Below are 26,240 nucleotides of genomic sequence, written 5' to 3' on the forward strand. Positions count from 1 at the left end.
ATAAACTTATTCGGTCGTCAACATGATTACGTTGGCTATTCGGGATAAAAATCAATCGTAGTTCATACCAATTTCTTATCGTTAAAAAACCAGCAGAAACCCAGCGCTCCCCCACAACTAAAATAAATTGATATGTTATAATAATTGAGAATGAAAATATCAAATCTGGTGATTTTAATTGTATTTAGGGAGAAAAAAATGAAGCGATTTAAGTATTTTGTTGGTTGGGCGATTATTTTTGGTCTGTTTTTGGCTAGTCCAGCTGTTCCACTGGCAGCGAGCTCGGGCGAGACGGCGGATTCAAGTAGTCAAGCTAGCACAGAAACGACGGCATCAAGCACTGAGGACAGTAGCGAATCTGGTCAAATCAGTTTTTCAGTGGTGGGACATTTGCCGGAAAATCAGATTAATACTCAGGATGAATTTTTTAATCTGCGGCTGGCGGCTGGTGAGCAGCAGACAATTTCTGTTGGAGTGACCAATCATTCCAATCGGGAAATGACGTATCAGGTCTCAGTCAATCAGGCCTACACCAACACCCGCGGCTTAATTGATTACACGCAGGCTGCCGACAGTGCCCGCAATGATTATCCTTATCCGATTGGCGACATCGTTGATTTTGAAAATGAAGTCACGGTGCCTGCCAATGAAACAGTTGATTTTCCGCTGACTATCACGATGCCAGCGGAAGAATTTGACGGGGAAATCTTGGCGGCGATTCAGATTACCCAGTCACAAGAAGGCTCTGCTGATCAAGGCTATGCGTTGGGACTGCGTTTGACCGAAAATGACAATCCAGTCGTGCATGAGCTGAATTTAATTGATATTGCGCCGGCCGCTGCTAATAATCGGCCGAGTGTCGTGGCGACGCTGGAAAATCCGACGATGGCCAGCTACAGTCAGCTGAGCTATCACGGTGAAATTTACGATGCCAGTAGTGGTGAGTTAGTCCGCAGCAGCGATAGCGACGCCAATTTACAAATGGCTCCCAGCTCGACCTTTGATTTTGTGATTGATTGGGAGCAGGAGCCGTTGATGGCCGGCGACTACCGCTTGGTTTTGACGGTCTCAGATAATACCGATAGCGACTGGGAATTTGAACAGGAGTTCAGTATCTCCCAAGAGCAGGCCGATGAGATTAACGGCATGACCTTGGTCACCAGCCAAGCTTCAGGACTGCCGATTTGGGGCTTTATTTTTACCGGTATCGGTCTAGCCCTACTTTTGACTCTGGGTATTCAAGCCTATAAACGTCGTCGCCGTAAAAAATTGGTAGCAGCGAGACGGCAAGCTAAACAGCAGCAAAATAAACAACAGCAGCAAAAGTCTCAGGGAAAATCTGCGGCTAAAGCAAAGAAAAAATAACTTGCTCAAGCTAGTTTCCGAAAGTTGTAAAAAAAGCTGTAATTTTTTTGCGAGAATTCGGCTAGAGTCCCTTGACTTTAATTTTTGAAAGGGCAATACTTAAATCATTACTGAAAAAAGAGGAGGACAAGATGGAGAAAGCTAAAGGATCAAAAAAGCACACTCCTCCTAAAGAGCGTACTGCCCAAAAACGGCCGCCGACTGCCAATAAAGACACGGAGCAAAGACGCCAACAACCGGCGAGAACTCTGCAAAAAACTTCGCAAAAAGCAGATAGTAAGGCAGCGACCAATGAAAGAGCAAAAGAAAAGCAACGCCAGCTGAAAAATCAGCGCTCTGAGGTTAGCCAGCGGGAAACAACTGACAGAAAAGCTGCTAGACCACAGTCAACCAGCAGCTCTGCAGGGAAAAAGCGCCCCCGCAAGCCTGTCCAAGCGCCGTCTAAAAATTCTGCGGCGGGCAAAAAAGTCGCTACAAAGAAAAAGCGGCCACAGGGAAAAGCCAAGCGCCTCACCCAAACGAAGGGCTATCAAGCCATTCGTTATCTCCAATATGGGGCTGAAATTTTATTCACCTTGGCGGTCGTGGTCTTTTGTATCTGGTTTACCGTCAATATCCGGGCTCATTTTGTCAACGGCGAGTCAATGTCGCCGACCTTTGCCACCGGTGACCGCCTCTTTACCAATAAAAATAGTGAAGTTGAGCGCTATGACATTATTACTTTTTTCCCAGGGGAGTCTTCTGAAACCTATTTGAAACGGGTGGTGGCTTTGCCTGGCGATAGTATTTATGTGATGGGCAACAATCTTTATATTTTTGCCGGTGAAGTGGATGCCGAAAATATTCCGGGAATTATTTATTCAGCACAGCTGCCAGACAGCACCCAGATTGTCACCATTGATGATGTGGTGGCTGAGGAAATGGCCGGTTTAAAGGAAGTTCCTGCTGATCAGTTTTTCGTAATGGGGGACAACCGTGGCAATTCTCGCGACAGTCGCGCCCTCGGTCTAATTGACCGTGAGCAGATTGAAGGAGTCGTCAGCTTCCGTTTTTATCCCTTTGATAAATTCGGCTTTGTCCATTAAAACAACATAAAAAGCGGAGCTAGCAAAATGCGCGGCTGCCTCTAACTAGGAGTAATTATTTGATCCTCCTAGCTAAGAGCAGCTCAGCAAAATTGCTAGCTCCGCTTTTTTATTTGATTAACCTTCAATCAAGTTACCGGCTTCAGGACCCGCATCAAGTTTGTAGATTTTTTCAATTGCAATCACATTGGCCGCAACTGGCACCGGCAATTTATGGGCCGCTGCAAATTCTTTAGCCGCTTCATAAATTTCATCACCTTGATGGATTTCAACCGGACCTTCAAAGCGGAAGCCTTTAAAGGCAGGGTGATCAACGGTGGCCACGACTGCAAGGTGAGTATCTTGAACATTTTGCCAAGCTTGCTTACCAGTGTGTTCGTTGTAAATCAAATGATTGTCGTCTAAAACCCGCATCGTGCCTTTAGGTCCAACTTGTGGATAGCCGTTTTTATCGGCGGTTGCCAAAAAACTTAATTGAGCTGCGATCATATCTTTCATTGCTTGCGTTAAAGTTGCCATATTATCGTCTTCTTTCTTAATGTGAGATAAGTGTAGCACTTTTTAAAAAATAGACAAAAGAAAGTGTCCTGTTTTACTATTAATATAGAAGAAACAAAAAAAGCCGCCAAACATAGCTGCTAGCGGAAAAACTAAAAAGTTATTTATTGAGCAACTTTTTGTTTTTTTCGCATAAAACGGCTTGTTTGCGGCAATTTTTTAATAATCGAAAATTACTTCATGAGGTGTCCAGACATGCTCTTGGGTTTCCGCCAAGACCATGGTATCTTCAACGAGCTTGTCAATTCTAAAGAGAATATCATCATTGACAATCGTCGTCCCAATCACATCCGCCTTTTCGATAAAGACATAGCTCGGCAGCAGATTGGCTTTCATATAATTCAAAATGGGCTTCAACTGGGTTTCAGCTACTAGATAATGTCTAGCAGAATCGGCAGAAACAATCAAGCTGACGGTTTTCCGCAACAGAGCGTTACGGGGCAGCAGATCAAAAACATTTTTCAAACTTCCGGGAATCGACGCTTGGCAGATGGAGGTGGCAATCACTAAGATATCACACTCCATCAGAGTATTAATCAAAGCCTTAGTGTCCCCGCTATACTCTTGGTAATTACGGCCATCACTAAAAACTAATTTCAACTTTTGCAGGTCGCAAACCGTCACTTCATTTTGGGGATGCTTGACCATCAGTTCACTTTGGACTTGATCAATGGCTAGCTTGGCTCTGTTGCCAAAATTTGACGCTGATAATAGTACAATTTTCATTCTGCTCATCCTTTTTTCGTGAATTTCCTAGTAGCGTGTTCTGAAGACTGAAACATCAATCAACATAGAGTTAAATGGCCAAGCTCTTTGCAAGCCTTGCTGGGTGGACGGATGACTGTTGGAGAATCATCTTAGAGCAAATTAAATTGCTCTTGCTCACAGTTTTGTAATTACTGTGTCCTTTACCAGAAGGAGTGGCTATTAAACTGTCAACCTGATGTCAAAATCACCTTTGGGAAATATTTATTTTTGAGGCATCCGCTAAAAGCCAAATCTGCAACCAACAGAAGGGCACTTTAAAAGCAAAAGACTAAAAATCAAGGGTCTCAATTTTCGTCAATTTTTCAGCTAAAAACCTTAAAAAATATCTTTACAAAAAAATTATATCAACTTTGTCAATTTTAGTTAAATAAAATGCTTTTATCATAAGAATCATTTTTATTTAAAGACTTAATAAATCGCTTTCTTTTGGCGATAGGTTGCAGCCGACTACTGCAGCTGAAGCGTGTGGGATAAAAATAGTTGCCAGCCTAATCCTAGCTAGTTGCTTAAAATCAACGGGAACCACTTGTAAATCAAGTTTTTCAATAGACATTTTGTCAGTTTGCCCTCGAGTAAAAATTAAGTTAAATTTGTTAAAGCCAAGACGGAAATCAGCTTAAAAAAAATTTTAGATTTAAAAAATTTTTTTAGAAACTTTATTAACAAAGTTTAAAAAGAGTGGTATGATAAGGGAACCTATTTTAAAGACTATTAGGAGGAGACAGACCATGCATATCGAACACATTGCGTTAGCAACTAGCGACCTTGAAAAAATGAAAGATTTTTATGTGAATTATTTTAATGCCACCAGCAATCAGCTCTATCACAATCAGAAAACCGGCTTTCAATCCTATTTTCTCGAATTTGCTTCCGGCAGTCGTCTTGAACTCACGACAAAAAAACACTTGGCTGGCCGAGTGCCGGATAGTTTAGGCTATGCTCATCTGGCCATTTCCCTTGGCAGTAAAGCGGCGGTTGATACTTTGGTGGAGCGTTTTTTAGCAGACGACTTTCCGTTATTGAATGGTCCTCGGACGACTGGCGATGGCTATTATGAAGCAGTCATTCAAGATCCTGAAGGCAATCTAATTGAGCTGACCGTGTAGCTTAGGCATAAAAAAATAATTCCAAAAGTCTTCTATTAATTCCGTCCAGAAGACATCGCATGACTAAATATTTGTAAGGAGTTTGTCAATGGAAAATCAATTTGAACGCATGATTGCTGGTGAGTTATACTTAGCAAGAGACTCAGAGCTGTCCGCAAAATTTACCCGCTGTCAAAAATTGTTGGATGAATACAATCGGCTGACCTATGAGCAAAAAGAGCGCAGGACAGAAATTCGCCGGGAGCTTTTGGGAACCAGTGGAGAGCATGTGACCCTTGTGGCACCCTTTCGCTGTGACTATGGCGAAAATATTTCTATTGGTGAAAATTTCTATGCCAATTATGATTGTATTATGTTGGATGTGGCGCCGATTGAAATTGGCGATAACGTCATGTTTGGCCCACGGGTCGGCCTGTATACCGCTGGACATCCCATTGATGCCGCCGTCAGAAATACCGGTTTAGAATTCGGCAATAAAATTAAAATTGGCGACAATGTTTGGATTGGTGGCAATACGGTTGTCAATCCCGGCGTCACCATCGGCAATAATGTCGTCATCGGCTCAGGCTCGGTTGTCACCAAAGATATTCCCGCTGATGTTATCGCTTTGGGCAATCCCTGTCGCGTGCTGCGGCCGATTTCTCCAGCAGAAAGCCTAGCTTGGCAAGAACGCCAAGCTGCCTATGAAAAAGAATTCAAAATTAGTCTCTAATATAGTAGTAAAAGTTAATGGCAAAACTAATCAGAAAGAAGGCAAAGTTGTGGAATCCTTCAAGCCCAGCAGTGTCAAAGAGCATAATTTAGGCCTTTTGCGCCAGCTTTTAATCAGCGGCGCAGGACTGTCTGCCCGTCAATTGTCAGAAAAAACGGGCCTCAGCGTGGTCAGTATCAATAAGCTTGTCGCTGAATTGATCGAAATCGGCGAAATCAGTATCCAAGAGACGCCCCAAACAACTGGCGGGCGCAAGGCCACTTTATATCAGTACAATCCTGAGCGGCGATTATTGCTGATTTTTCAATTTGTCGAAGAAGCAGGTGCGATTGTTGCCAATCTAGCAGTGGTCAATTTATTTGGCGAGACCTTACAGCAAAAACGCCTAACCTCAGATGAGTTGCATCCGCAAAAATTATTAGAAAATATCCAACAGCTGTTGGAAAGCTTTCCTAAAATTCAACTGATTGTCTTTGGCATCACCGGCGCCGAAATCGCCGACAAGCTGCAAATTATGGACTTTGCGCCCTTGCAGGATATAAATTTGCGCCAGCTAGTAACGGAAACCTTTGCCGTTGATGTCCTCATCGAAAATGATATCAATGCAGCGGCTTTAAGCCAGTCGCAGCCACAGGCGATTACTGTGGCGCTTTACTATCCGAAGAATTTTCCACCGGGGGCCGCAGTGGTCATCAATGGCCAAATTTTTCATGGCACCCATGGCTTAAGCGGCGAAATCAAACATTTGCCCTTTGTTCAACGAGCACAATTTCCTGTTAGCCGCTCACAATTGAAAGCTCAGATTTCAGAAACACTTCAGACGGTCATCAGCGTCTATGATCCTGCAAAAATTATTCTTTATCTCAATCAATCAGCTTTTAGCCAAGCTGATTTAACTCTGATAGAACAAAAACTAACAAAGGTATTCCCTTATTTTGCGCTACCTACAATTTTATTAGCAGAAACTTTTCAAAAAGATTATTTTGCGGGCCTACTACAATTAGGGCTTGCCAAGTTACGGAAGCAATAGGAGTAGATTTTAGGGAATTTGTTATGATACAAACTAAAAATACAAAGAATTTTGCCGAAATAAGTTAAATATCTTATTTGTTGTGATTTTACGTGTAACGAGTTCATTATGTTGATGGAATACAATTTTTTAGCTACTTTTACAATTTTTCGAGTAACTGTGGACTACTCCTTTTTCCAATAATTTCCGCAAATTATAAAAATTTTTTGATTAGAAAAATACTAGTCTGAAATTCAGCAAAAAAATAAAAGTAAAAAATATCTTTATTCAGGTTAAAAAAGCCTGCGAAATTTTTATTATTTCGCAGGCTTTTTTTGTTGCCAAATGATGAATACATCAACAAATAGAAAAACAATATAAAATAATTTGGCTATTGATTGATACTGAAATGATAAATATAAAAAATGATAATATGTTATATATAAAATTAAAAGAATAGTCTATTTCTGATTCTATTCAGCTATTTTTCGTCAAAACTAAACTAATTTTTACATAAAAATGATTGACAAAGCTATTTTAGCGATTTATTATAAGGGTGTAAATAGTAACAGAGGTTATTATAAAATCATCGATATTTACTTAGATTTCGTTATTTTATGGCGTTTTTTTCATTGGTTTACGGAAAAAAACAAAAATAAAAAAACATATATTGTAAATGTGTAGACGTTTTAGAAAGCATCAGAAAATGGTGCAGATTCATCTGTTTATTTTGCAAACTCCTTCTCAATAGAAGCTCCGACATTTTTAAGAAAAGGAGGGTTGTTAATGGAAAAAAATGGTTTGTAACAAAGGGGGCTGAAGGATGAAAAGAAAGTTTTGGTTGATGGGGCATAAAATTTTTATGCTGGGGTGGCTAGCTTGTTGCATTTTTTTGCAGCCGCTATTGGTAAATGCAGATGGCGGTTCGGTTCAAAGTCGGGGAAGTATCACCTTTCAAACGGCAGTGAAAGAAGATCCGGGTGGGAAAGAGCCCGAATCAAATCAAAAATTGCCAGCGACCGGTGAATTAGTAAAAGGCAGTATGATTTTAAGCGGTGGCGTTTTAATTTTTATCTTTTTTGTAGTAGCTGCGCGCCGGAAAAGCAAGGAGGACGACCATGAAAAGACTTCTTAAAGCAAGTTGGCTCATCCTGTTCATTTCCTTTGTGTTACCGGTTGGAGCTGAAGCTGCTGATGCGGTTGGCGGGAAGGGCAGTCTAACGATTGATTCCGTTAAAAAAGGCGAAGACATATTTGATCCGGAATATCCTCAAAACCCTGTTGATCCTGGTGAATCGGAAAAAGTTGGCGACAACTTGAGAATTGATTTTGTTCCAGAGTTACGCTTTGGCAGTCATACAGTTTCAGAAAGCGAGACAGTTTACCACGCCTTTGCACAAAACTTTATATCTGATACACCGGCTCGAGCGAATTATTTACAAATCAGCGATTTTCGACCTGAGGAGCAGGGATGGACCTTAACCTTGCATCAGGAAAAACAATTTCACAGCATCAATGATGAAAATGTCGAGTTGCGGGGCAGTACCCTCTTTTTTGATAACTCATGGGCTAGCTCCACCTCAACTTCAAAAGCACCAAAAATTCAAACTGAGATTATTACCGTCGATCCGGGCAGCTCCTACATAGTCGCAACAGCGGAAAAAGGAACTGGCGCAGGAACTTGGCTGATTTCTTTTGGCGGTAGTCGTCAAGAGTTACCAAATATTGGTAATACCTTAACAGAAACAGATATATTGGATGACCGATTTGCGAATAAACCCGTTTTACTCAATCGTTCGGTTGGCTTGAGAGTACCGGTGTTAGCTAAACCGCAATCAGTCGAATACACGACGATGTTAACTTGGACTTTGTCTGAGTTGCCATAAATTTAACTCACTTAAAATTAGGAGGAAGAAAAATGAAAACGAGAAAAATTGGCGCAAGTGTTTTAGTGGCAGCAATCGCTGCTGGTCTAGTAGTACCCGTGGGAGCATCAGCAGCATCGACACCAACAGAAGTAGCTGACCCATATGTATCAAAAGGGTCAATCACTTATTTGGAAGAAGATGATGGTGGAACGCCTGGTAAAACGACTGATCCTGAAAAAGGTGATGATATTGATGAACCAACACCTAATCCGTCTACAGGAAAATTGATGATTATTTCAGCAACAGATTTAGTATTTACAGATCAGGACGGCTTAGATACAGGCACACCTTATGGGGTGAATTTAACACCAACAGAAGAAATATATTCCGCAGTACCTTTTGAAGCAACTGACGGAACAGACACGTGGACAACGCCTCACTTCGTTGAGTTTAGAGATGCCAGAGCCGATGCAAAATACTACACAGATCGGCAATACAAAATCACTGCTCAAATCTCAACACCATTCACAAGAGGGACAAGTGGTGAAATGATTCGAGGCGCTGAGCTTGATTACAAAGCTCTAGGTGTTCAAGGACAAAAAAATGTAGTAGATACAAATACTGGTTTAAACACATCTTCAACTTATTCAATGGGAACTAGCGGTGTGGATTATACCTTAGCAAGCAACCTGAAACTTGTACAAGGAGCAGATTCAAGCACAGCTGGCGCTGCAGTAGAAGTTTTAAAAGTTCATGCTGGTTCAGCAAATGCAACAGCAAATGGAACAGACGGTGTCGGTAAAGGACGCTACCATATTACTTTTGGCAACAATACTGACAGTACTAAAGTAGATGAAAATGTTCAATTGCGAGTTCCTGTTGGGCAATCACTAAGTGCCGGAACTTACGATGCAACTATTACTTGGACAATTACAGACACAATCTAAGCATTTTGTAGACTCCCTATGGGCTGATACGAAGGAATTCTCCTTCGTGTCAGCTGTCATTGGGAAGCTGAGAGGAGTAAACTGATGAAAATTCAATCTAAAATTTTATTGATTTTAGGCGTATTTAGCCTTGGCTTTTCATTCGGTCAGCGGGCACAGGCGACAGCAGATAGCACGCAGGAAACAGGCGGGTTTAATTACGAGACAGTTCATCCGGAAAACCAACGCAATAAAGGAGTCAATTATTTTGATTTGAAGATGTCGCCAGGACAAAATCAAACAGTACATATCGATTTTACGAATACGGGGTCAACAGAGATGGCTTTGGATATTGAAATAGCTGGTGCCAAAACAAATCAAAACGGCGTCATCGAGTATGGTCTGACCAGTTTGGAAAATGATCCATCCTTAGTCTATCCCTTTGAAGAAGTTGTCACTGGGCCAGCGGAAATTATCATTCCGCCAGAAAGCACAGTCCCATTAGAATTAGCGATTGCGATGCCTGCGGAGGAATTTGACGGGATGATTGCTGGTGGTATTCGCTTTCAGCCAAAAGAAAATCCCGAAGACAAAAAAGAAGGGATTACTCAGCAATTTTCATATGTGGTAGGCATGGTATTAAGCGAGACGGAGACACCCGTGACAGCCCATTTGGAATTAAATGATGTCTATGCCGAACTGAATAATTACCGCGGCGCCATCTATGTTGACTTCTCTAATACTACGGCCACTTTTATAAATAAAGTTACCGTTAATGCCACGATTGCAGCCGCAGAGGATCCCGATACGATTCTCTACGAAGCCCGCAATACAGGAATGCGAATGGCGCCAAATACCTTTATGACTTATCCAGTTTCCATGTCAGGTGCTACGTATCGGTCAGGAGATTATGTCGCAACAGTGGATGTCTACGCAACAGAAGGAGAATGGCATTGGCAGCAAGAATTTACCATCACCGAAGAATTGGCTAATGAATTAAATGAACAAAATATTTATGTCGTCCAAGAACAAGGCTTTGATTGGTGGTTGATTGCGTTCATAGTAGCCGGTATTTTTGGGCTAATTGCTGTGATTGCCCTTATCATCCATCTAAACAACAAGAAGAAAAAAAGAAATCGACAGGCAATTATTAAACAAAAAAAGAAAAATAAAATGGTTGAAATCAGTTAGACGGGTGGCGAGCTCATGAGTAATTTAGACTGGTTGTTTGTCGCCTTATTATCTCTTGCATTTGTCTCCAGCGGCTTAGTTTTAGGGTTGCTTTTCCGCTTCATACAAAAAAAGCGTCAAATCAATGGGTTGAAAAATAAAAAGTGTAAAAATAAAAAAAGTGAGCGGGTAAAAAAGCAAAAACTGCAAAAGATTCTAAAGGAAAAAAAACGCTGCAAAAATGGCTTGGTTGTTTTCTTGACTGTCGGAATTATCGCTAGTGGTTCAGCGATTTTTGGCCGAATTTATCAAGCCCACAATTTAAACGAAATCGATACGCATTGTATTGCCTCGGGATACGGGCTCTTGTATTTGCTAATCAGTCGTTGACAGAGCTTGAAGCCGATAAAGCTGATGCAGAAGTCAACGAGACGGTGAATCAATTGGCCCGCAAGTTCAGCAGTTTTGGTAGTTATCGCGGTAGCCCTTCTTTAACAGAAGAAGGACAGCTGCTATTGAATCGCTATTACACCAAGCTTGCACAGTTGGGGAATAACTTAAATCAAGAAAGCAATCTGGTGGTTACAGATGCTACTACTAGGGAAATTTATCAACAGGAACTAGCAGCTATTACAGCTTTGCAAAGTGAAGTCTATGAGCTTTACAACATTAACGAGGAGTCCTTAAAAAAACAGGTGACAACGGAAGCCTAAAAATTAACTGGCTGACAGGCGAGCGAGGCGAGGTGGTTTGAATGAAAAAAAAGTCTCAAGCTGTTTCTCAAAGAAGGATGAAGAGGAAGTCGCAACAGACGATACCCCTTAAAAATAAAACAAAATTAATCAATAAAGAAAGCCAGCCAGGTAAAAAAAAGCTCAGAGCAAGCCTGCAAAAGGTGCTAAATGTCGTAAACGTATCAAAAAAAGTACTAAAAGATGGCGTCAGCTTTCTTCTTTAAAGATAACCATCATCAGCCTCTTGTGTGCTGCTCTGATTGTTAGTGGTATTGGCATCTGGTTTCATTTTGGCATTTGCTTTATTTCAAACGAACAATTTGAGCAGCAGGCCGTTGTGATTCAACGGCAAAAAGAGATAAATCTTTTTGATCAAGTTGTGTTTCGGGTTGGCACCGGCGATCAATCACAGACCTATCTTTGCCGTGTGGTTGGCTTACCAGGAGATAGTATGTGGCAGGAAAATAACAGTATTTTCATCAATCATTCCCTTGAAGAAACAATCAGAATCAGTCCGCAAAACAAGGCTGATGAACTTCCCACGGGAACTCTGGCACTAAAAATGTCAGACAACAGCCTAGCCCAAGAATTGGGAACTTTTGAAAATCTACCGCAACATAATTATTTATTACTTTCAGATGATGTCGATAATCTAAACGATAGTCGTAGTTTTGGAACAATCCCCAGACGAAATATTGAAGGAGTGGTTTTGTTTTGAGACAAATTAAGAAGTGTGGCCGAAAAACAGGCGTTGAGTTTTGGCCAGTCAAAACCATCAGCATTCTTTGCTTTGCTATTGCATTTTTCTGCCTGCTTTTCGGAGGCATTTTGCCTAGCAAGGCCTTAGCAAGTGTTTCTGGTCTCGAGTTAGAAGTGATGCCGAAATTACCGGAAAATCAAATTATCGCAGAGGCTAATTATTTTGATTTGCTGTTAAAGCCTGGTGAAAAGCAGACTGCAAGCTTATTCATCAATAATCCAACCTCAAGGCCGAGAACCTTGACTCTTGAAATCAATCCAGCTACTACCAATTCCCACGGGAAAATTGAGTATGAGCCAAAAGCACCAGCAGAGGATTTGGTTCCCTTTGATATTCGTAAAGCTGTCAAAGCACCAGAAACAATCGAATTAGCTCCAGAGGAACTGAAAGAGATTCCCTTTGAAATCAAGATGCCGGACATAACTTATGATGGTATTGTCGCTGGTGGCATTAAAATTAGTGAAGTTACGACGGAAGAATCGACGGCAGCTACTGAACCGTCTTCAAATGAAACCTCAGAATCCAACGGCTTAGCTATCCGCAATGAATACAGCTACGTGGTAGCTTTGTTGTTGAGTCAAAACCAAAAGGAAGTAGCACCAGATATTGAATTCTTCAAAGCGGATTTGTCTACGGAATTGTCAAAGGATGCGATTGACTTATCTTTTAAAAATGTTACCAATGCCTATTTAAATGACGCCTATATCCAAGCAACGATTGCCCACCAAGATGGTTTACTGACAATCAGTCAAGACGATGGCGGCCGGCAGATTGCCCCAGCTACAATTTTTTCATTTCCAGTCTTAATAGAAGAAAAAATTCCAATGGGAGAATATCAAGTCGATGTCGACATCTATGGGTATCAAGATGATCAAGGAAGTTTTACCAACGGAAAAGGAGAAAAATATCGGTTTAAGTGGGAGCTCCAGGATACCTTTACAATGGAAAATCGAGTGATAAAAGGGAATTCTGGGACTGAAGCTCACAATAGTAATGGATGGAAATATATTGGTTTGCTGCTTTTTAGCGGTTTAACAGGCGGCTTCATTTATTTAGGCAAACGACTCCAAAAAAAGAGAGTCAAGGTTAGAAAGCTGCGGCATTAGCTGACCCAATCAACTGCCTGAAACTTACTGATAATCTTCATAATATTAAAGACTAAAACAAGGAAATTGAACAGGTCTGATTTTCGAGAGATTCACATAGAATAACCTGGTCACAGTTTCGGAGTATTTATAAGAAGAGTTTGCAAAATAAATAGTGAGTTTCAGCTGTTGAGTTGTTTGAAAGCGACTGTCGTGGTTTCAATAAGTATGGGGGGGTAATGATGAAAACAAAAAAGGTTATCGTTGGTTTGGCAACACTGTTGCTATTAGTCAGTGGCTTGGCAATTGGTCGGGTCTTACAAAAGACAGAGGTTACGGAGGCGGCGGATCCACAGGCGGATTCGCAGTCTGCTCAAATCACATTTAAGACAGATGCAGCCTATCCTTTTGAGGATGGTCAACTGGAAAAAGTGGTGACTGTCACCGAAGAAGCATTGAAAACATTTGATCTGCCTATTTTCAAATGGAATAATTCCCAAAGTCTCTTTGGCTGGCAGGTTAATTCGATGACATACGGAGATGGTGAAAATCAAGAAGTAAAAAATTCCTTAGAAAAAGATAAAATATATAAGACTCAAGATTTGCTGCGGGCCGGCTTTTATGCGGGTGATCAGGCAGTGTTCACAGCAGTCTATAAAGAGCAAAAAGCAGCCGGTACGACAGATGTTTTTGAGTCAAACTATGGCCCGAAAACAAGAATGCCTTCTTTATCAACGGCTGCAACCACACCAAAAATTAATACGGTAATGCTGTATAGTCACAATGGGTCACAATATTCACTAGAAGCTGAATACTCTTTAAATGCAACCGGTCTGAGATCCGCCTTGTACGACATCTATTTGAAAGATGATAAAGATTTAGACTATGTCATTTTTACGGGTGGTGCAATATCTTCAATTCCAGCATCTATCGGGAACGATAACACTAATGTGACTGGTATAAATGATGTTACCTTCTATTCATTGGGAGGACGGGCAAAAAGTATCACGCTTACCGGTACTATGGCTGATGAGGTCAACGAAACGCCTGCTAGAGCAAGGCCTAATTCTCTGACTACATCTAATCAAAATGGGACAGCAAGGTTATCGTTCGGCGGGAATTTAGAATTTAATACGGATATTGAAATGCGTAATATTGATGTGTCGTCTATTCCAACTTACAGTGCAAACGGTCACTCGTTAACAATCGGTAATGGTTTTTGGAGTCAAGCAGCTACTACCGTATACGGCGGAACCAACCGCTCAGCTGATCTTCAAATACAAAAAGATGCCCAAGTTACAATTATTTCTACCGGCTTATATGATTGGAATATCTATGGTGGTTCCAACACTGGGAGCGTCACAGGAGACACCACTGTAGTTATCGCAAATGCGTCAGGAACAATTGCTAAAATCAGCGGTGGCGGCAATAAGGGCTCTGTCAGCGGTGACACACGACTAATTATCAATAATGGAGCTGTGATTACTAAAATTTATGGTGGAACAGAAGCAGGGATAGTTAGCGGAAAAACCAATACACGGATTTGGTGTAAAGATACCAGTTCAGCATTATCTTTTAATCAAATATACGGAGCTAGTCTTTCAGGTCATAATAAAGATGATGTGACTACATTTGTTGGTGGATATGGAAAATGGATAAGAGGTGCTGGGGATTATGGATATTATGGAGTTGATGATAACAAATTTGTTGGCGGTAGCTCTACCGGGACAATTGCTAGGAATATCGACAATAAATCCGACAAATTGGCAGTCACGAATATAGTTGACACAAGCAATTTTTCATCAGGTTGGGCTCAAGGAATGGGGCTTAATCGAATTTCCGGTACAATGATTGCGAACGTAACTAATACCATCAGGGCCGGTGTTCTTCAAAATCGTACTAGTGACAATGCAGCAGGAGCTTTTATAAACTTTGATGGTGGAGGGAATTCCGAAGCTGTCCGTTATACATCTGCCATATTAGGAGCATCAGGTAATTCTAATTATGATAACGATGATTTCGCAGAGGGGCGGCGAGCTCTGGCTGAGTCAGCCAAAAATGGAAATAATTTTTATAGAGTATACGGGGACTTGGATACTCATTTGCTGGGAGGAGTAATGAGCAATGCCGTTGATTATTATGGCTATTGCCGTGGAGCAGGTTGGGGCGGTTATTACGAAGGGAATTCAACAATTACTTCTGGAATTAGGCGTAAGGATCAGACTAGAGTTGGTGGATATAATTTTGTAACTGGTCGACGAGCATATAGACAATACGGCATAGTTGCAGACGATACGCTTAAATTTCAGTCTAGCACGTCTCAAGGGTCAGCCTCCTCCCAAAGAACTCATGATGGGAGTTACGGCTTTGACATAGTTGGAGGAGGAGGTACCCCACCTACTTTATGGGCATATTTCCAACAAGGGAATTCTAAAACTGTTCATAACAATGTATTAGCCCGTTGGACTTATGGCGGTTCTTTTAGTGGAGTTAACCAAGGCGATACATCCATTCATAATTATGGTGGGATGGTTGATACTTTAGAGGGAGCGGGTTATGATGGGCAAAGAATTTATGGCAATGCCTATGCTAACATGTCAAACGGAGAAGTAAATTTCTTTTTCTCAGGTGGCGGCTGGGCGGACGACCACATATACGGGGATGTTTATGCTCATTGCACGGGAGGATATATTAACTGTCCTTTAGGTGGAACATTTGGATGGGATGGGACACACACAGTTCACGGAAACGCAAATGTAACAATATCTGGTGGAGATTTATCTGGTGTAATGTACCCTAGTCATGTTGATGGTGATGATCGTACTAAAAAAATAAGTGGAGGGGCTTCGAAAGCAGGTAAAATTTATGGAGACTGTACTCTGACTTTGGATTTGAGGGAAGACTCTAATTTTACTTTGCCAGATAATGTCAGTATTTCTGCTGGTAGGCCTTATGAACCTTATGCTGGCCAGGTTGGCAAAGATAGCAATAATCAGTCAACAGTTACCTTAAATATTTATACTTCTCCAGGGAATAATAAACTAAACAACGCTAAAATATATGGTGATGGAGGAGGCAATGCAGACAGCTCTTTTGTAGAACAAATCAATATTAATATTGATGCTCCAGGTTCATCTATCAATAATATTTATGCAACTCAATACAACAATCTGAATGGGATAGGCGTCAACTCCAGCTTACGTAGAGATGTGAACATCAATGTTCTGCGAGCAAAAACAATTGGTGGTCTATCAGGTACAAGTGCCGCTACGAATGATTATCTGACTAATTCTAGAGCTCAAGCCAGCACTAACTTAGGTAAAGAAATCGACGTCAGGCTTGGCGTAGAGTTAGGGCAGTCCACCGGCTACAATTGTGATTATAATGTAACGATTGACGAGGTCCATAAAGAAAACCAAGAACAACTGAAAAAAAATGCTAACGTAGATCCATATGCTATTAACTTTACTGGACTTGGTCTAGTCAATTTTCATAATCTAGAAATCGCTAATGGTTTTAAAGCTTTAGTTTCAGGAGATAATGCGAAAGTGGCCAATGGAAGAAGTGCCACAGCTGCAAACCATTATAATACTTACGATGATTTTGGTGATGTAGTGGTTCGAGATGACTCTGGTTTTGGTATCCAAAATGACACGGCGAATGCACTAATCTCGGTTGGTAAAATGACGTTGGAGGGGCAAACTGCTGTCTACTCTCCACCTGGTACAGGTAAGATTAATTTGACCAGTTTAACAGTTGCTGACGACGAAACTGAGTTAGTGTGGCACAAGCAAGGTGGCGATTTAAGCAGTCGGCGAGTAACCTCTAATGGGAATTTCTTTGGCCCTTCCTCAGCCTATCAAGTGCTGACCTTCACTTCTGATCCTATCGTTGAAAATATGGCCGGTAGTTTGACTCCCTTCAACTTCTCAGGAGTTGAGGAAGCCACAGGGAAAACTTTTGTTGGGGATGCGGATACTACTACTGGTAAAACTACCTCAGCCAATACAAACAAAGAATGGGGTATCATGATTCCTGGATCTGTGATTGATTTCAAAGTTGAAGGGGACTATGGACCAGATGACTTGAATGCAGAGGTAGAAAAATTACTCAGTAAAGGTACAGGTCTGATTAGCCACGATGTGACTGAAGCTAAAATAACAAAAGACCCGCCAATGTTTGCTTATGCTACTCAAGAAGCTGGTGTTGAGAATGGATCAGTTAAAGGGAAGTTAGTTATTCCAATTTTAGATGGTAGTAACACTATCATACCTACGCTAACTTTTTCACCAGAGGATGCTACAGGTTCTTGGCTGCGAAAGGGAACTATTGATTCTAGTAAAGTCGATAATACTTTGGATGAAATAATTGATGAACAAGCTGTTGATGATTTGAGAGCTGGGACTAATCTATACAATCCAACAGAATGGACCATGGATATGACTAAAGACCCAGAGGCTAATCAGTACAGCTATGATGTAACAATTGTCTTTAGTGCAGAGTCGATTCTGACTGGTCGACACGTTATTTTAACAAATGAACAAGCTAAACAAGTTCTTTCCAATGAAGATGTATTTGCGGAGCAAGAAATTGTCGGGCGACCACTGTTGACTCATTCCTTAACAGCAGAACAGCTGCAGCAGATTGGAAATGGTCTAGGTAAAGACGAATTGAAAAAAGTTTTCCCAATAACTTATCAAGTAACTAATACATTAGCTGAGGCTCCAGGAGAAGAATTTATCCGGGAAACTTGGAACGTGATAATTGTACCGGATGGAAGTAAAATATCGACAAATAAAGACTTTGCTTTATTCGCAGAAGATACTCAAATTGTTTTAGCAGCTGCAAGAAATCTAGCCAATCAAGCAGAATTGGATTCTTATACAAAAGCGGTCGTAATTTTCGCTGATAATAGTCCCAATCAATCGGCAACTATGGATCCAAAATTCCTTGAGGATGTCAAGAATGGTCCGGTCTTAACCGGTATTCCAGTCACTTATACGGCCAAAAAGTTGACAGGCACTGACAGTGAGGAGCTCAATTTAACAGTAGAGGTAACAGTTATGGGTTCTATATATTTGTCGCAAGTGACGGATGTTTTTGATTTTGGCAGCCAAACAACTTCGCTAAATGAGCAAACACATTGGCCTACATTAAGAGGTTTTACTAGCGAGGAAGACCCAAATAGTCAACGAGGCTGGAGCGATATTGTCGTCACCGATACTCGAGGAGACAATCAAACATGGAAGTTATCTGTTAAGGAAAAAGATCCGCTGACTTCATCTGATGGTAAAGTAGATTTGGAAGATACTCTGTACTTCCAAATGCCTGCAATCGGTGATGTAGATCCTATTGAAACACCAATTACTCCAGATTTTCTACCAGTTATTTCAGGTAGTAACGGATTGCATGGCTCTGCTGACTATCAAGAAAGTGTGACGGTCACTAACGGTTGGGGCGAGAGCAGCAACAAGGGAATAAAATTAGTAGTTCCTTTTAGCCAACAAATAGTGGGTGATTATAGCGGTAGCCTTGAATGGACGATTGAATTCGGTCCGGGAAATAACCGCTAAAGTAAAAATAAATCAAATAAAAGAAACGATAGTAACTCATAACTGGCTTTTTAAAAATAGATAGTGATATCTGATTTTAAAAGTCGCAATTGAGATACTATCGTTTTTTTGTGATTATTTTTTACTATCAACAATCCGCATTTCAAAAAAATCTCCCCTCAAAAAATTAGAAATTCATGAAAGCGTAAAGCAATTTTTTTATTTTGTAAATTATAATGATGGTTATCTTAAACTAGTTATTTCTAAAAAGTCGATTAGAACAGTCTGTAGGGATTGCATTCAACAGATTATAACTAAAGCTAATGGCTTCATCTTGTTATTTTTCCTATATTGCAAAAAAATAATCCTCTTTTTTGACTTGACACTCTAAAACGTAAGTTCTATATTATAAATATAAGCGATTTATTTTATAAAAATATTGTTATAAAAGATTATAAACACTTGAATTAATATTAAACGTTAGTTTTTGTTCAAAAAAACTAATTTAAGTAACAGAAAAGCTGTTATTGTGATGTTTTGCTCATTTTTAAATTGAGTGAAGGTCAGGTTAAGGAGTGATAAGTAAAAAGCAGGAATGATATCGAGTAAAGCGGGTGCCATGATGGGGCAGAAGATGTCGAAAAAGGCTAAGGGAGTAGGAAGTCCTAATAAAACAAAGCAAAAGCTTTCTGGCAGTAGCCTGAAGCCATCAACGGCAGTCAGAAAACAAACGCTCGCTGGAAAAAATGCAAACAATCAAAGACCGTCAGAAAAAGACCTAGGCGCGATTAGAAAAAAACCATCGCAAAAAGCTAAACCAAAAATAAAAGATCAACAATCAAAAGCTGCTTCTTCAAAAAAGGCAGCTGTTTCAACGCCGATAACTAATGCATCCAAAGGGAAAGCTGCGTTAGCTAAACAAAGAAAAACAAGGGCGAAGCCCACTACAAAAAAAGCAGCTCGTTCTCACCAGCCTCAGCGTAGTCAAAGCAAGCAGATGGGGAAAAAAGGTGCCAAGATTACGATTGGCAAACTCGTAATTCCAATCGACAGGCGCTTTGTTTTAACGATTTTTTCTTGCATTTTACTAGCTGGAGTCATCATGTTGATTGTGGCGACAACGATTCGTTATGACATAGTCACAGTCGCTGACAATACAATGGCACCAGTCGAAGAAAATCAAAAAGTTGCAGTAGATTCACAAGTTCGCATTCAGCGCTATGATTTGTTGGCTTTCCATTTATCTTCTTCAGAGTTTTCAGGAGAGTACATACGACGGGTGGTTGGCATGCCAGGGGATAGCATTTGGGTGGAAAATCAAACCATTTTTATCAATGGTGCACTAGACGAGATGATTTCCCTCAGACCCCAGACATATGCCAGTCAATTACCGTCCGGGACATATTCTTTCACAACGACTAATCAAAATGTGATTGAAGAGCTGCAGGGCTTCAGCAATATCCCATCAGAGAGTTATTTAGTTTTATCCGACACTACAGAAGATGATGGCGGTGACAGTCGGGATTACGGTTTGGTCAATGCCCGTAATATCCAAGGTGTCGTCACCTATCGAATCTGGCCGTTGACAGAATTAGGCGATATTTAAAAGTTGAAATGAGAGGGGGAATGTGGAGTGAAGAAAAAGTTTTGGTCACGGGCTTTGCTGGCGGCGATTGTCTTATGCGGCTTGCTGGGCACTGGCCAACGGGTTTTTGCCACTTCAGCGGGACTGAATTTATTGGTTTCCCCATTATTGCCTGACAATCAAATTACGACAGGCGTGAATTACTTTGATTTGTTATTAGAAAAAGGCGAGGAACAAACGGTTACCGTGGTGATGAACAATCCAACGGACCAAGATCGAGTGATTTCCATTCAAGTGAATCCCGCCACCACCAATTACAACGGAATGGTGGAGTACGAAAAGGCTGACCCAAATGAAGATTTGGTGCCCTTTGATATTCGCGACGCTGTCGAAGTGGAGCAGGAGATTGAATTAAAGGCCAACGAAACCATCGATGTACCGGTCACAATCAAGATGCCGGATGTCGATTTTGACGGGGTCGTCGCAGGCGGCCTGAAAATTCGGGAAATTACCGAAGACACTGAAGCAACAGAAGAATCAGAGGAGGCTACCGCGGATTCCTCAGTCGATGAAGAATCCAGAGAATCGGTTGTCACCAATACGTATAGCTACGTGATTGCCCTGCTGCTCAATGAAAATGAGTCAGAGGTTGCACCGGAGATTACTTTAGGAGGGATGGCACTCAAAAACATCAAGAATCAGGATGTGATTGCACTAGAACTAAACAATGAAGCAAACGCATATGCTCAAGATGTCCGAGTAGAGGCGAACATTTCACTAGAAGGAGGGGATGTATCCTTCACTTCTGAGCAGTCAGGCATGAAAATTGCTCCAGCCTCAACCTTTAATTATCCAGTTGAGGTTGACTCAGATTTACCAGCTGGCGACTATCTCGTTGAGACAGTCGTGTACTCAGAGGCAGCAGAAGATGGCGCATACGAAGCAAGGGACGGCACAACCTATAACTTACGTTGGGAATTAAGCCAAACTTTTACCCTTGAAGAAAGGATTGTTCAAGGTAACAGTGACACGGGTTCTTTTATTCCTAAAAATCATAATTGGATTTATTGGACGGGCTTTGTCGGACTTGCAGCATCTTTTGCCGGGATGGCATTTTATCTGCAACACAAAAAATTAGGCGCAGGTTAAGCATGACTGTGAGGAAATATTGAAGAAAATGTGTACGGGGGGTTAATAATGAAACTGAAAAGAATTATCGTTGGTTTTTTGGCAATCATGCTGGCCGTTGGTGGGCTAGGCATTGCCAATGTATTTCAAGAGACGGAGGTAACCGAGGCTGCTAATGGAGATGATTTTGCAACTGTAACTTTCCGGACGACAGCAGACTATCCTTTTGATGATGGGACGACTGAAAGAGTAGTACAAGTGGATTTAGAGGCAATCGAGACTATGGAACTGCCGTTATTTGAAAGTACCGACAGCGCAAGTTTTGTCGGTTGGAACTTAACTTCGAGATTTGATGCATTAACTACTTTGCATCCTAATGAACTAGTTGTGGGTACCACGTACTCACCTGCGACATTGTTAAGACAAGGATTTTATGCAGGGGATGAAGCGGTCTTTACAGCGGTAACTGCTAATCAAGGTGCTGAAGGCTCAACCGATATGTATGAGTATGGTCAAACGACCAAGTCGATGACTCGAGTCCCTTCCATTTCAACGGCTGCTGATGCACCAAGTTCAGGGAATTTGATTGTGTATAGTTACGACGGCAATTCCTATAAGAAAGAAAATTCGTATACTGTTTCTGTAGCAAATTTCCAACAAGCTTTATTCGACCTTTATGAAAATGGAGATGCTAAATTAGACTATGTTTTATATGTGGGAGGAGCAGTTGCAACGCTGCCGACTTCAATCGGGGCAAGAACAACTGTCCCAACAACCGCATCTGAAGTTAGTTTTTATTCTCTGCAAAATAAAATCGGCAGCTTAACGATTACCGGAAATACAGCGGATAATGTGAACGACACTCCAGCCACATCTGAGCCTAGTACCTCGGTGAGCAATCGGTTGACCTTTGCATCATGTACGACTTTAAATTTTGGGACAGATGTAGAAATAAGAAATATTTGGTACTCCAATGTGACGAACTTAGCGGCCAATGGATACAACTTGTATCTCGGTGGCGGCTCTTGGGGTAACCGAACAGCTTATGTTTTTGGTGGTTCTAGTGATGGTACATTAGTTCCAAATCCTGGAACAGGTGATACTCGGACGGCAGCAGATGGATCTGTTACCATTTTTTCAACTGGTACTGGTACTTGGAATTTGTACGGCGGCAATAACTGGGGTGAATTCACGGGAGATTCCTATTTAACCGTTAATAATACCAGTAATGCGATAAATAATATTACTGGTGGCTCTGGTGCAAATGGCTTTAATGGAAATACCTATGTGACGGTTTATAACACAAGGTCAACGGTCGCAAATATCAAAGGTGGGAATGATTCCTATGATGTCAATGGTAATACAAATGTGGCTATTCACAATGTTGGTGGGAGTATTACTGGTATCTATGGGGGGCAACCCGGAGCTAAAGTTACAGGAAACACTAGCTTAAAAATTTATGTTGCAAACTCTGTAACCAATATCTATGGTGGAGCTCAATCTGGTACTGTTGGCGGTAATGTTTCAAACTTTATCAGAAGCACCTCATCCTCATTTAATGTAACAAACTTTTATGGTGGTACGTATAATGGAACAGTCAATGGGGATATTAGTACCCTTTATGCTGGATATGGTAGGTATAGTGGTACGCACTTTGCCGGTGTTGGTTATACTTCTAATGTTGGTTCTGATACGAACCGTAGACAAGTTTCAACCATTTTAGATACTTCTTTGTATAGCTCAGGTAATTTCTTTTACAGTGGTGTAAATCGAGTGAGTGGTGTCGTCTATGCGGACATCTTGAATGTCACTAGAGCTGGTAGATACAGAGGAGGGGCGTCTATCCAAGGCTACAATGGGACAAGTGCGACAGAATCATCAAAATTGACACAAAGTGGGCTAGGTGCAATTGGGGTAGCTGAATACACAAATTTGAGTTCGACTGATGTTGACAACGGAGTATACGCCACCACCTACGACGGATACACTCCAGAAGAACGGCGTTCAAGAGCAGAAGCAGCTGCAACCAATCGAGTCTATGGAAATGTAACATCCCATGCTTTAGGCGGAAGTATGTCTAACGCAGCCGATCAAACTGGCTATATGCGAGCTGGCGGTTATGGGGGATATATCGAAGGAAATACATCCATTACCACCGGAATTATTTACGGTGCAGGTCAAGATGAAAAGGCTGGCGGATACAACTTTGTTCGGAACCAAACAATTGATGATAGTTACTATAATAATGCAGCAACCAATGCCATGCAGGACTTCAAGTATATAGTATCTACTGCTACGGGCTCGTCTACAAGTCAAAGAACACATGCTACTAATGGTGCTTTTGATATTGTTGGAGGAACTGGTGAAGCGGAAGGTGAGCGATATGGTGCGTACCTTTATGGAGATTCCAATCTAACTCATAACAATGTGTTGGCTCGTTGGACCTACGGATCAAACTTCGGCGGTATCCATGAAGGAAACAGCACCATCACTTTAAATGGTGGACTAGTAGATACTCTTGAAGGGTCGGGCTACCGGATGGTTCGTCATTATGGGGACTCCACTGCTATCATGAACAATGGTGAAATTAACTTCTTTTACTCTGGCGGTGGCTGGGGAGATTGGGCGATGTTTGGGGATGTGACTGCCTATTGTACAGGTGGAATTATTAACTGTGCTATTGGTGGGACCTATGGTATGCAAAATAGTGCAACCAGTCATTATGTATTTGGCGATGCCAATACAATTGTTACTGGTGGGAAATTTAACGGCTATCCAAGTCATGGCTCTCGAGGTTTTTCTGGAGGCGCTACTCAAAGCGGGCATATCTATGGGGATGTTGCATTGACACTTGATTTGAGAAATAGTGACGATTTCGCTATGCCTTCGGGGACTAGTGTTACAGGCGGGCGCTCAATGTCTGGAAATGGTTGGACTAACACCGATATTAACACTATAGGGAAAGATGAAAATAGTACCATAACTCTAAATATTTATACCAAATCAGGAAGCAATGTTCTAAATGGCACTAATATATATGGAGATGGTGGTCCGGATAGTAATACTGGAGGGAATAGTTCTCGATCAGGAAAGATTATCATGAATATTGATGCACCGGACTCTACGATTGGGAATCTTTACGCCACTCAATATCGCAATATTCCTACAAACACGAATACATTAAGGAAGTCCGTTGACATCAATGTTTTAAGAGTAGGACAGATTGGATCATTATCTGGGGGAAATGCGAATGATAGTATGAACAATACTGTTTCCTACAACAGCTCAGTAGCCTCGACACCAAAGACGATTGATGTAAAACTTGGTACAGAGTTGTTGGAAAACTCGCTCACTGGGTATGCTGTAAAAGTTGCAGATATAGCGGACGCTGAGAAGGACATTTCTTTTGGGACTTCTTCTAATACTGTTGGTTTAGTGAACTTTACCAATCTAAGTGTTCAAAATGGTTTTACTGCGCTTGCCGGCTATGGCAGTATCAAAAACGGTGTTAGTGCTACTGAAAACTTACACTACAATCAGTATGACAAATTTGGGGATGTCACTATTGAAGATGGTTCAGGACTTGGTGTCACTTCTTCTGGAGCGTTTATCTCATTAGGAAACCTGACTGTAAATGGTGAAGGTGGAATTTATTCCCCGGCTGGTAATGGAAAAATTAATCTCTCTGGAATTACTATGGCAAATGACACAGATCGTCTTACTTGGCATATGCAGTCTGGTGGTTCTAATACGGTAGCTTCAAACGGGAGTTACTTTGGTGCTGCAAATGCATATCAAGTATTGACATTTACAGCAACCGAAGCCAATGGTACCACACCAAAAACAGGTATGGCGAGTGATATTACACCGATAAACTTTATGGGGATAGATGATTCTAGTGGGAAAACTTTTGTTGGAGATAATGATTTGGTTACCAATGCCAGTTCCACTGCTTCTAATCATCGAGAATTTGGGATTATGATTCCTGGATCAGTGATTGATTATACGGTATCAGGAGATTATGATCCTGATGATTTAACTAGTTTGCTAAGTGCTGGAACTGGACTAATTAGTCATGATGTTACACTAGCTAAAAGTTTTGATGAAGTGACACCAACTGGAGATTTGAAAGCTATTGCTACCTGGGCAGCAGGGGTTGAGGAGACTTCCGGTCGTTTGGTTATACCTATATTGGGTTCAGATCCAATTTACCCAACACTAACCTTAAACCCAGACGACCCAACAGGTTCATGGCTTCGAAGCGGGACGGTTGATTCGACGAAAACCGATAATACCTTAGATGAAACAATCGGTGAGCAAGATAATTCGAATTCAATGTATTGGAAGATGGGTGTTGGATTCTTTGACGACAACACAACGTCACCAACAGTTACGACAAGTGACGCCAATGAATACAGCTACACTATCGACATTGTCTTCTCGAATGAACTTGAACTGACCGGTAGAAACGTGATTGTCACGGAAGATCAAGCCAAAACTTTAACGGATAACGAAGCAGTTCAAACTATCCAAAATATCTTTGGACGACCATTCTTGACAACTGATTTAAGTCAAGCAGATTTAGATTCCCTTCAAGTTGATTTAGATACCGAAAATGGGGAATACAGTCGAACCATTGGGATAAATTACCATATCCAAGATCATGAGACTACACCAGTAAATGAAAGTAATTTACCTGTGAATATCGTGATAGTACCAAATGGCACAGTAATTTCAGACGAACTCGATTTCGCCCTCTATGCAAATGATGGGCAGATGACTCTAGCTGAAGCCGGTGTCGCGACTGAAGCAGAAGTAAATGCATAAAC

General features: G+C 41.3%; 20 protein-coding genes. 18 read left to right on the forward strand and 2 right to left on the reverse strand.

Going from position 1 to position 26,240, the window contains the following annotated elements; all coding sequences use genetic code 11:
• Window positions 1-198: 198 nt before the first annotated feature.
• Window positions 199-1,365 (forward strand): DUF916 and DUF3324 domain-containing protein, encoded by a 1,167-nt coding sequence (locus ACYSNU_RS00185; RefSeq protein ID WP_461735240.1) that lies wholly within the window; start codon window positions 199-201, stop codon window positions 1,363-1,365.
• 131 nt (window positions 1,366-1,496) lie between these two features.
• Window positions 1,497-2,450: a signal peptidase I gene (lepB, locus tag ACYSNU_RS00190; RefSeq protein WP_461735241.1), complete on the forward strand. Its 954-nt coding sequence runs from the start codon at window positions 1,497-1,499 to the stop codon at window positions 2,448-2,450.
• 117 nt (window positions 2,451-2,567) lie between these two features.
• Here the strand turns inward: lepB (ACYSNU_RS00190) and ACYSNU_RS00195 are convergent, their stop codons facing one another.
• Together ACYSNU_RS00195 and ACYSNU_RS00200 are read right to left on the reverse strand one after the other, a co-directional pair.
• A complete protein-coding gene (locus ACYSNU_RS00195) occupies window positions 2,568-2,969 on the reverse strand; it encodes a pyridoxamine 5'-phosphate oxidase family protein (protein WP_265456029.1) in 402 nt (133 codons plus the stop codon).
• A gap of 198 nt (window positions 2,970-3,167) precedes the next feature.
• On the reverse strand, window positions 3,168-3,734 hold the full coding sequence (locus ACYSNU_RS00200; protein ID WP_461735242.1) for an NADPH-dependent FMN reductase: 567 nt from the start codon (window positions 3,732-3,734) through the stop codon (window positions 3,168-3,170).
• Window positions 3,735-4,504: 770 nt separating this feature from the next.
• Here ACYSNU_RS00200 and ACYSNU_RS00205 point away from each other — a divergent pair.
• The 16 genes from ACYSNU_RS00205 to ACYSNU_RS00280 all read left to right on the forward strand — a co-directional run bounded on the left by ACYSNU_RS00205 (window position 4,505) and on the right by ACYSNU_RS00280 (window position 26,238).
• Complete coding sequence (locus ACYSNU_RS00205) at window positions 4,505-4,882, forward strand: VOC family protein (protein WP_461735243.1); 378 nt, start codon at window positions 4,505-4,507, stop codon at window positions 4,880-4,882.
• Window positions 4,883-4,970: 88 nt separating this feature from the next.
• Window positions 4,971-5,594, forward strand: coding sequence for a sugar O-acetyltransferase (locus ACYSNU_RS00210; RefSeq protein WP_461735244.1), 624 nt, complete (start codon window positions 4,971-4,973; stop codon window positions 5,592-5,594).
• Window positions 5,595-5,643: 49 nt separating this feature from the next.
• The gene (locus ACYSNU_RS00215; RefSeq protein WP_461735245.1) at window positions 5,644-6,624 is read left to right on the forward strand and encodes an ROK family protein; all 981 of its coding nucleotides are present in this window, start codon (window positions 5,644-5,646) and stop codon (window positions 6,622-6,624) included.
• Between the two features lie 802 nt (window positions 6,625-7,426).
• A complete protein-coding gene (locus ACYSNU_RS00220) occupies window positions 7,427-7,738 on the forward strand; it encodes an LPXTG cell wall anchor domain-containing protein (RefSeq protein ID WP_461735246.1) in 312 nt (103 codons plus the stop codon).
• Window positions 7,722-8,489 (forward strand): WxL domain-containing protein, encoded by a 768-nt coding sequence (locus ACYSNU_RS00225; RefSeq protein WP_461735247.1) that lies wholly within the window; start codon window positions 7,722-7,724, stop codon window positions 8,487-8,489. The genes ACYSNU_RS00220 and ACYSNU_RS00225 overlap by 17 nt, the downstream gene beginning before the upstream one ends.
• A gap of 32 nt (window positions 8,490-8,521) precedes the next feature.
• Window positions 8,522-9,418, forward strand: a complete 897-nt coding sequence (locus tag ACYSNU_RS00230; RefSeq protein ID WP_461735248.1) for a WxL domain-containing protein — start codon at window positions 8,522-8,524, stop codon at window positions 9,416-9,418.
• An 84-nt stretch (window positions 9,419-9,502) separates the two neighbouring features.
• Window positions 9,503-10,588, forward strand: coding sequence for a DUF916 and DUF3324 domain-containing protein (locus ACYSNU_RS00235; protein ID WP_461735249.1), 1,086 nt, complete (start codon window positions 9,503-9,505; stop codon window positions 10,586-10,588).
• A 15-nt stretch (window positions 10,589-10,603) separates the two neighbouring features.
• Window positions 10,604-10,957 (forward strand): hypothetical protein, encoded by a 354-nt coding sequence (locus ACYSNU_RS00240; protein WP_461735250.1) that lies wholly within the window; start codon window positions 10,604-10,606, stop codon window positions 10,955-10,957.
• Window positions 10,954-11,280 carry a hypothetical protein gene (locus ACYSNU_RS00245; protein WP_461735251.1) on the forward strand — a complete coding sequence of 109 codons (327 nt, stop codon included), beginning with the start codon at window positions 10,954-10,956 and terminating at the stop codon, window positions 11,278-11,280. Before ACYSNU_RS00240 ends, ACYSNU_RS00245 begins: the two co-directional genes overlap by 4 nt.
• A gap of 41 nt (window positions 11,281-11,321) precedes the next feature.
• Window positions 11,322-11,525 (forward strand): hypothetical protein, encoded by a 204-nt coding sequence (locus ACYSNU_RS00250; RefSeq protein WP_461735252.1) that lies wholly within the window; start codon window positions 11,322-11,324, stop codon window positions 11,523-11,525.
• Between the two features lie 20 nt (window positions 11,526-11,545).
• Entirely contained in the window at window positions 11,546-12,019 is a 474-nt protein-coding gene (gene lepB, locus ACYSNU_RS00255) for a signal peptidase I (protein ID WP_461735253.1), read from the forward strand.
• Window positions 12,016-13,167 carry a DUF916 domain-containing protein gene (locus ACYSNU_RS00260; RefSeq protein ID WP_461735254.1) on the forward strand — a complete coding sequence of 384 codons (1,152 nt, stop codon included), beginning with the start codon at window positions 12,016-12,018 and terminating at the stop codon, window positions 13,165-13,167. Before lepB (ACYSNU_RS00255) ends, ACYSNU_RS00260 begins: the two co-directional genes overlap by 4 nt.
• 221 nt (window positions 13,168-13,388) lie before the next feature.
• The gene (locus ACYSNU_RS00265; protein WP_461735255.1) at window positions 13,389-18,719 is read left to right on the forward strand and encodes a WxL domain-containing protein; all 5,331 of its coding nucleotides are present in this window, start codon (window positions 13,389-13,391) and stop codon (window positions 18,717-18,719) included.
• Window positions 18,720-19,332: 613 nt separating this feature from the next.
• Window positions 19,333-20,304 carry a signal peptidase I gene (lepB, locus tag ACYSNU_RS00270; protein WP_461735256.1) on the forward strand — a complete coding sequence of 324 codons (972 nt, stop codon included), beginning with the start codon at window positions 19,333-19,335 and terminating at the stop codon, window positions 20,302-20,304.
• Between the two features lie 27 nt (window positions 20,305-20,331).
• A complete protein-coding gene (locus ACYSNU_RS00275) occupies window positions 20,332-21,432 on the forward strand; it encodes a DUF916 domain-containing protein (RefSeq protein ID WP_461735257.1) in 1,101 nt (366 codons plus the stop codon).
• Window positions 21,433-21,480: 48 nt separating this feature from the next.
• Window positions 21,481-26,238 (forward strand): beta strand repeat-containing protein, encoded by a 4,758-nt coding sequence (locus ACYSNU_RS00280; protein WP_461735258.1) that lies wholly within the window; start codon window positions 21,481-21,483, stop codon window positions 26,236-26,238.
• Window positions 26,239-26,240: the final 2 nt, after the last annotated feature.

This window comes from Enterococcus sp. LJL120 (assembly GCF_054871765.1).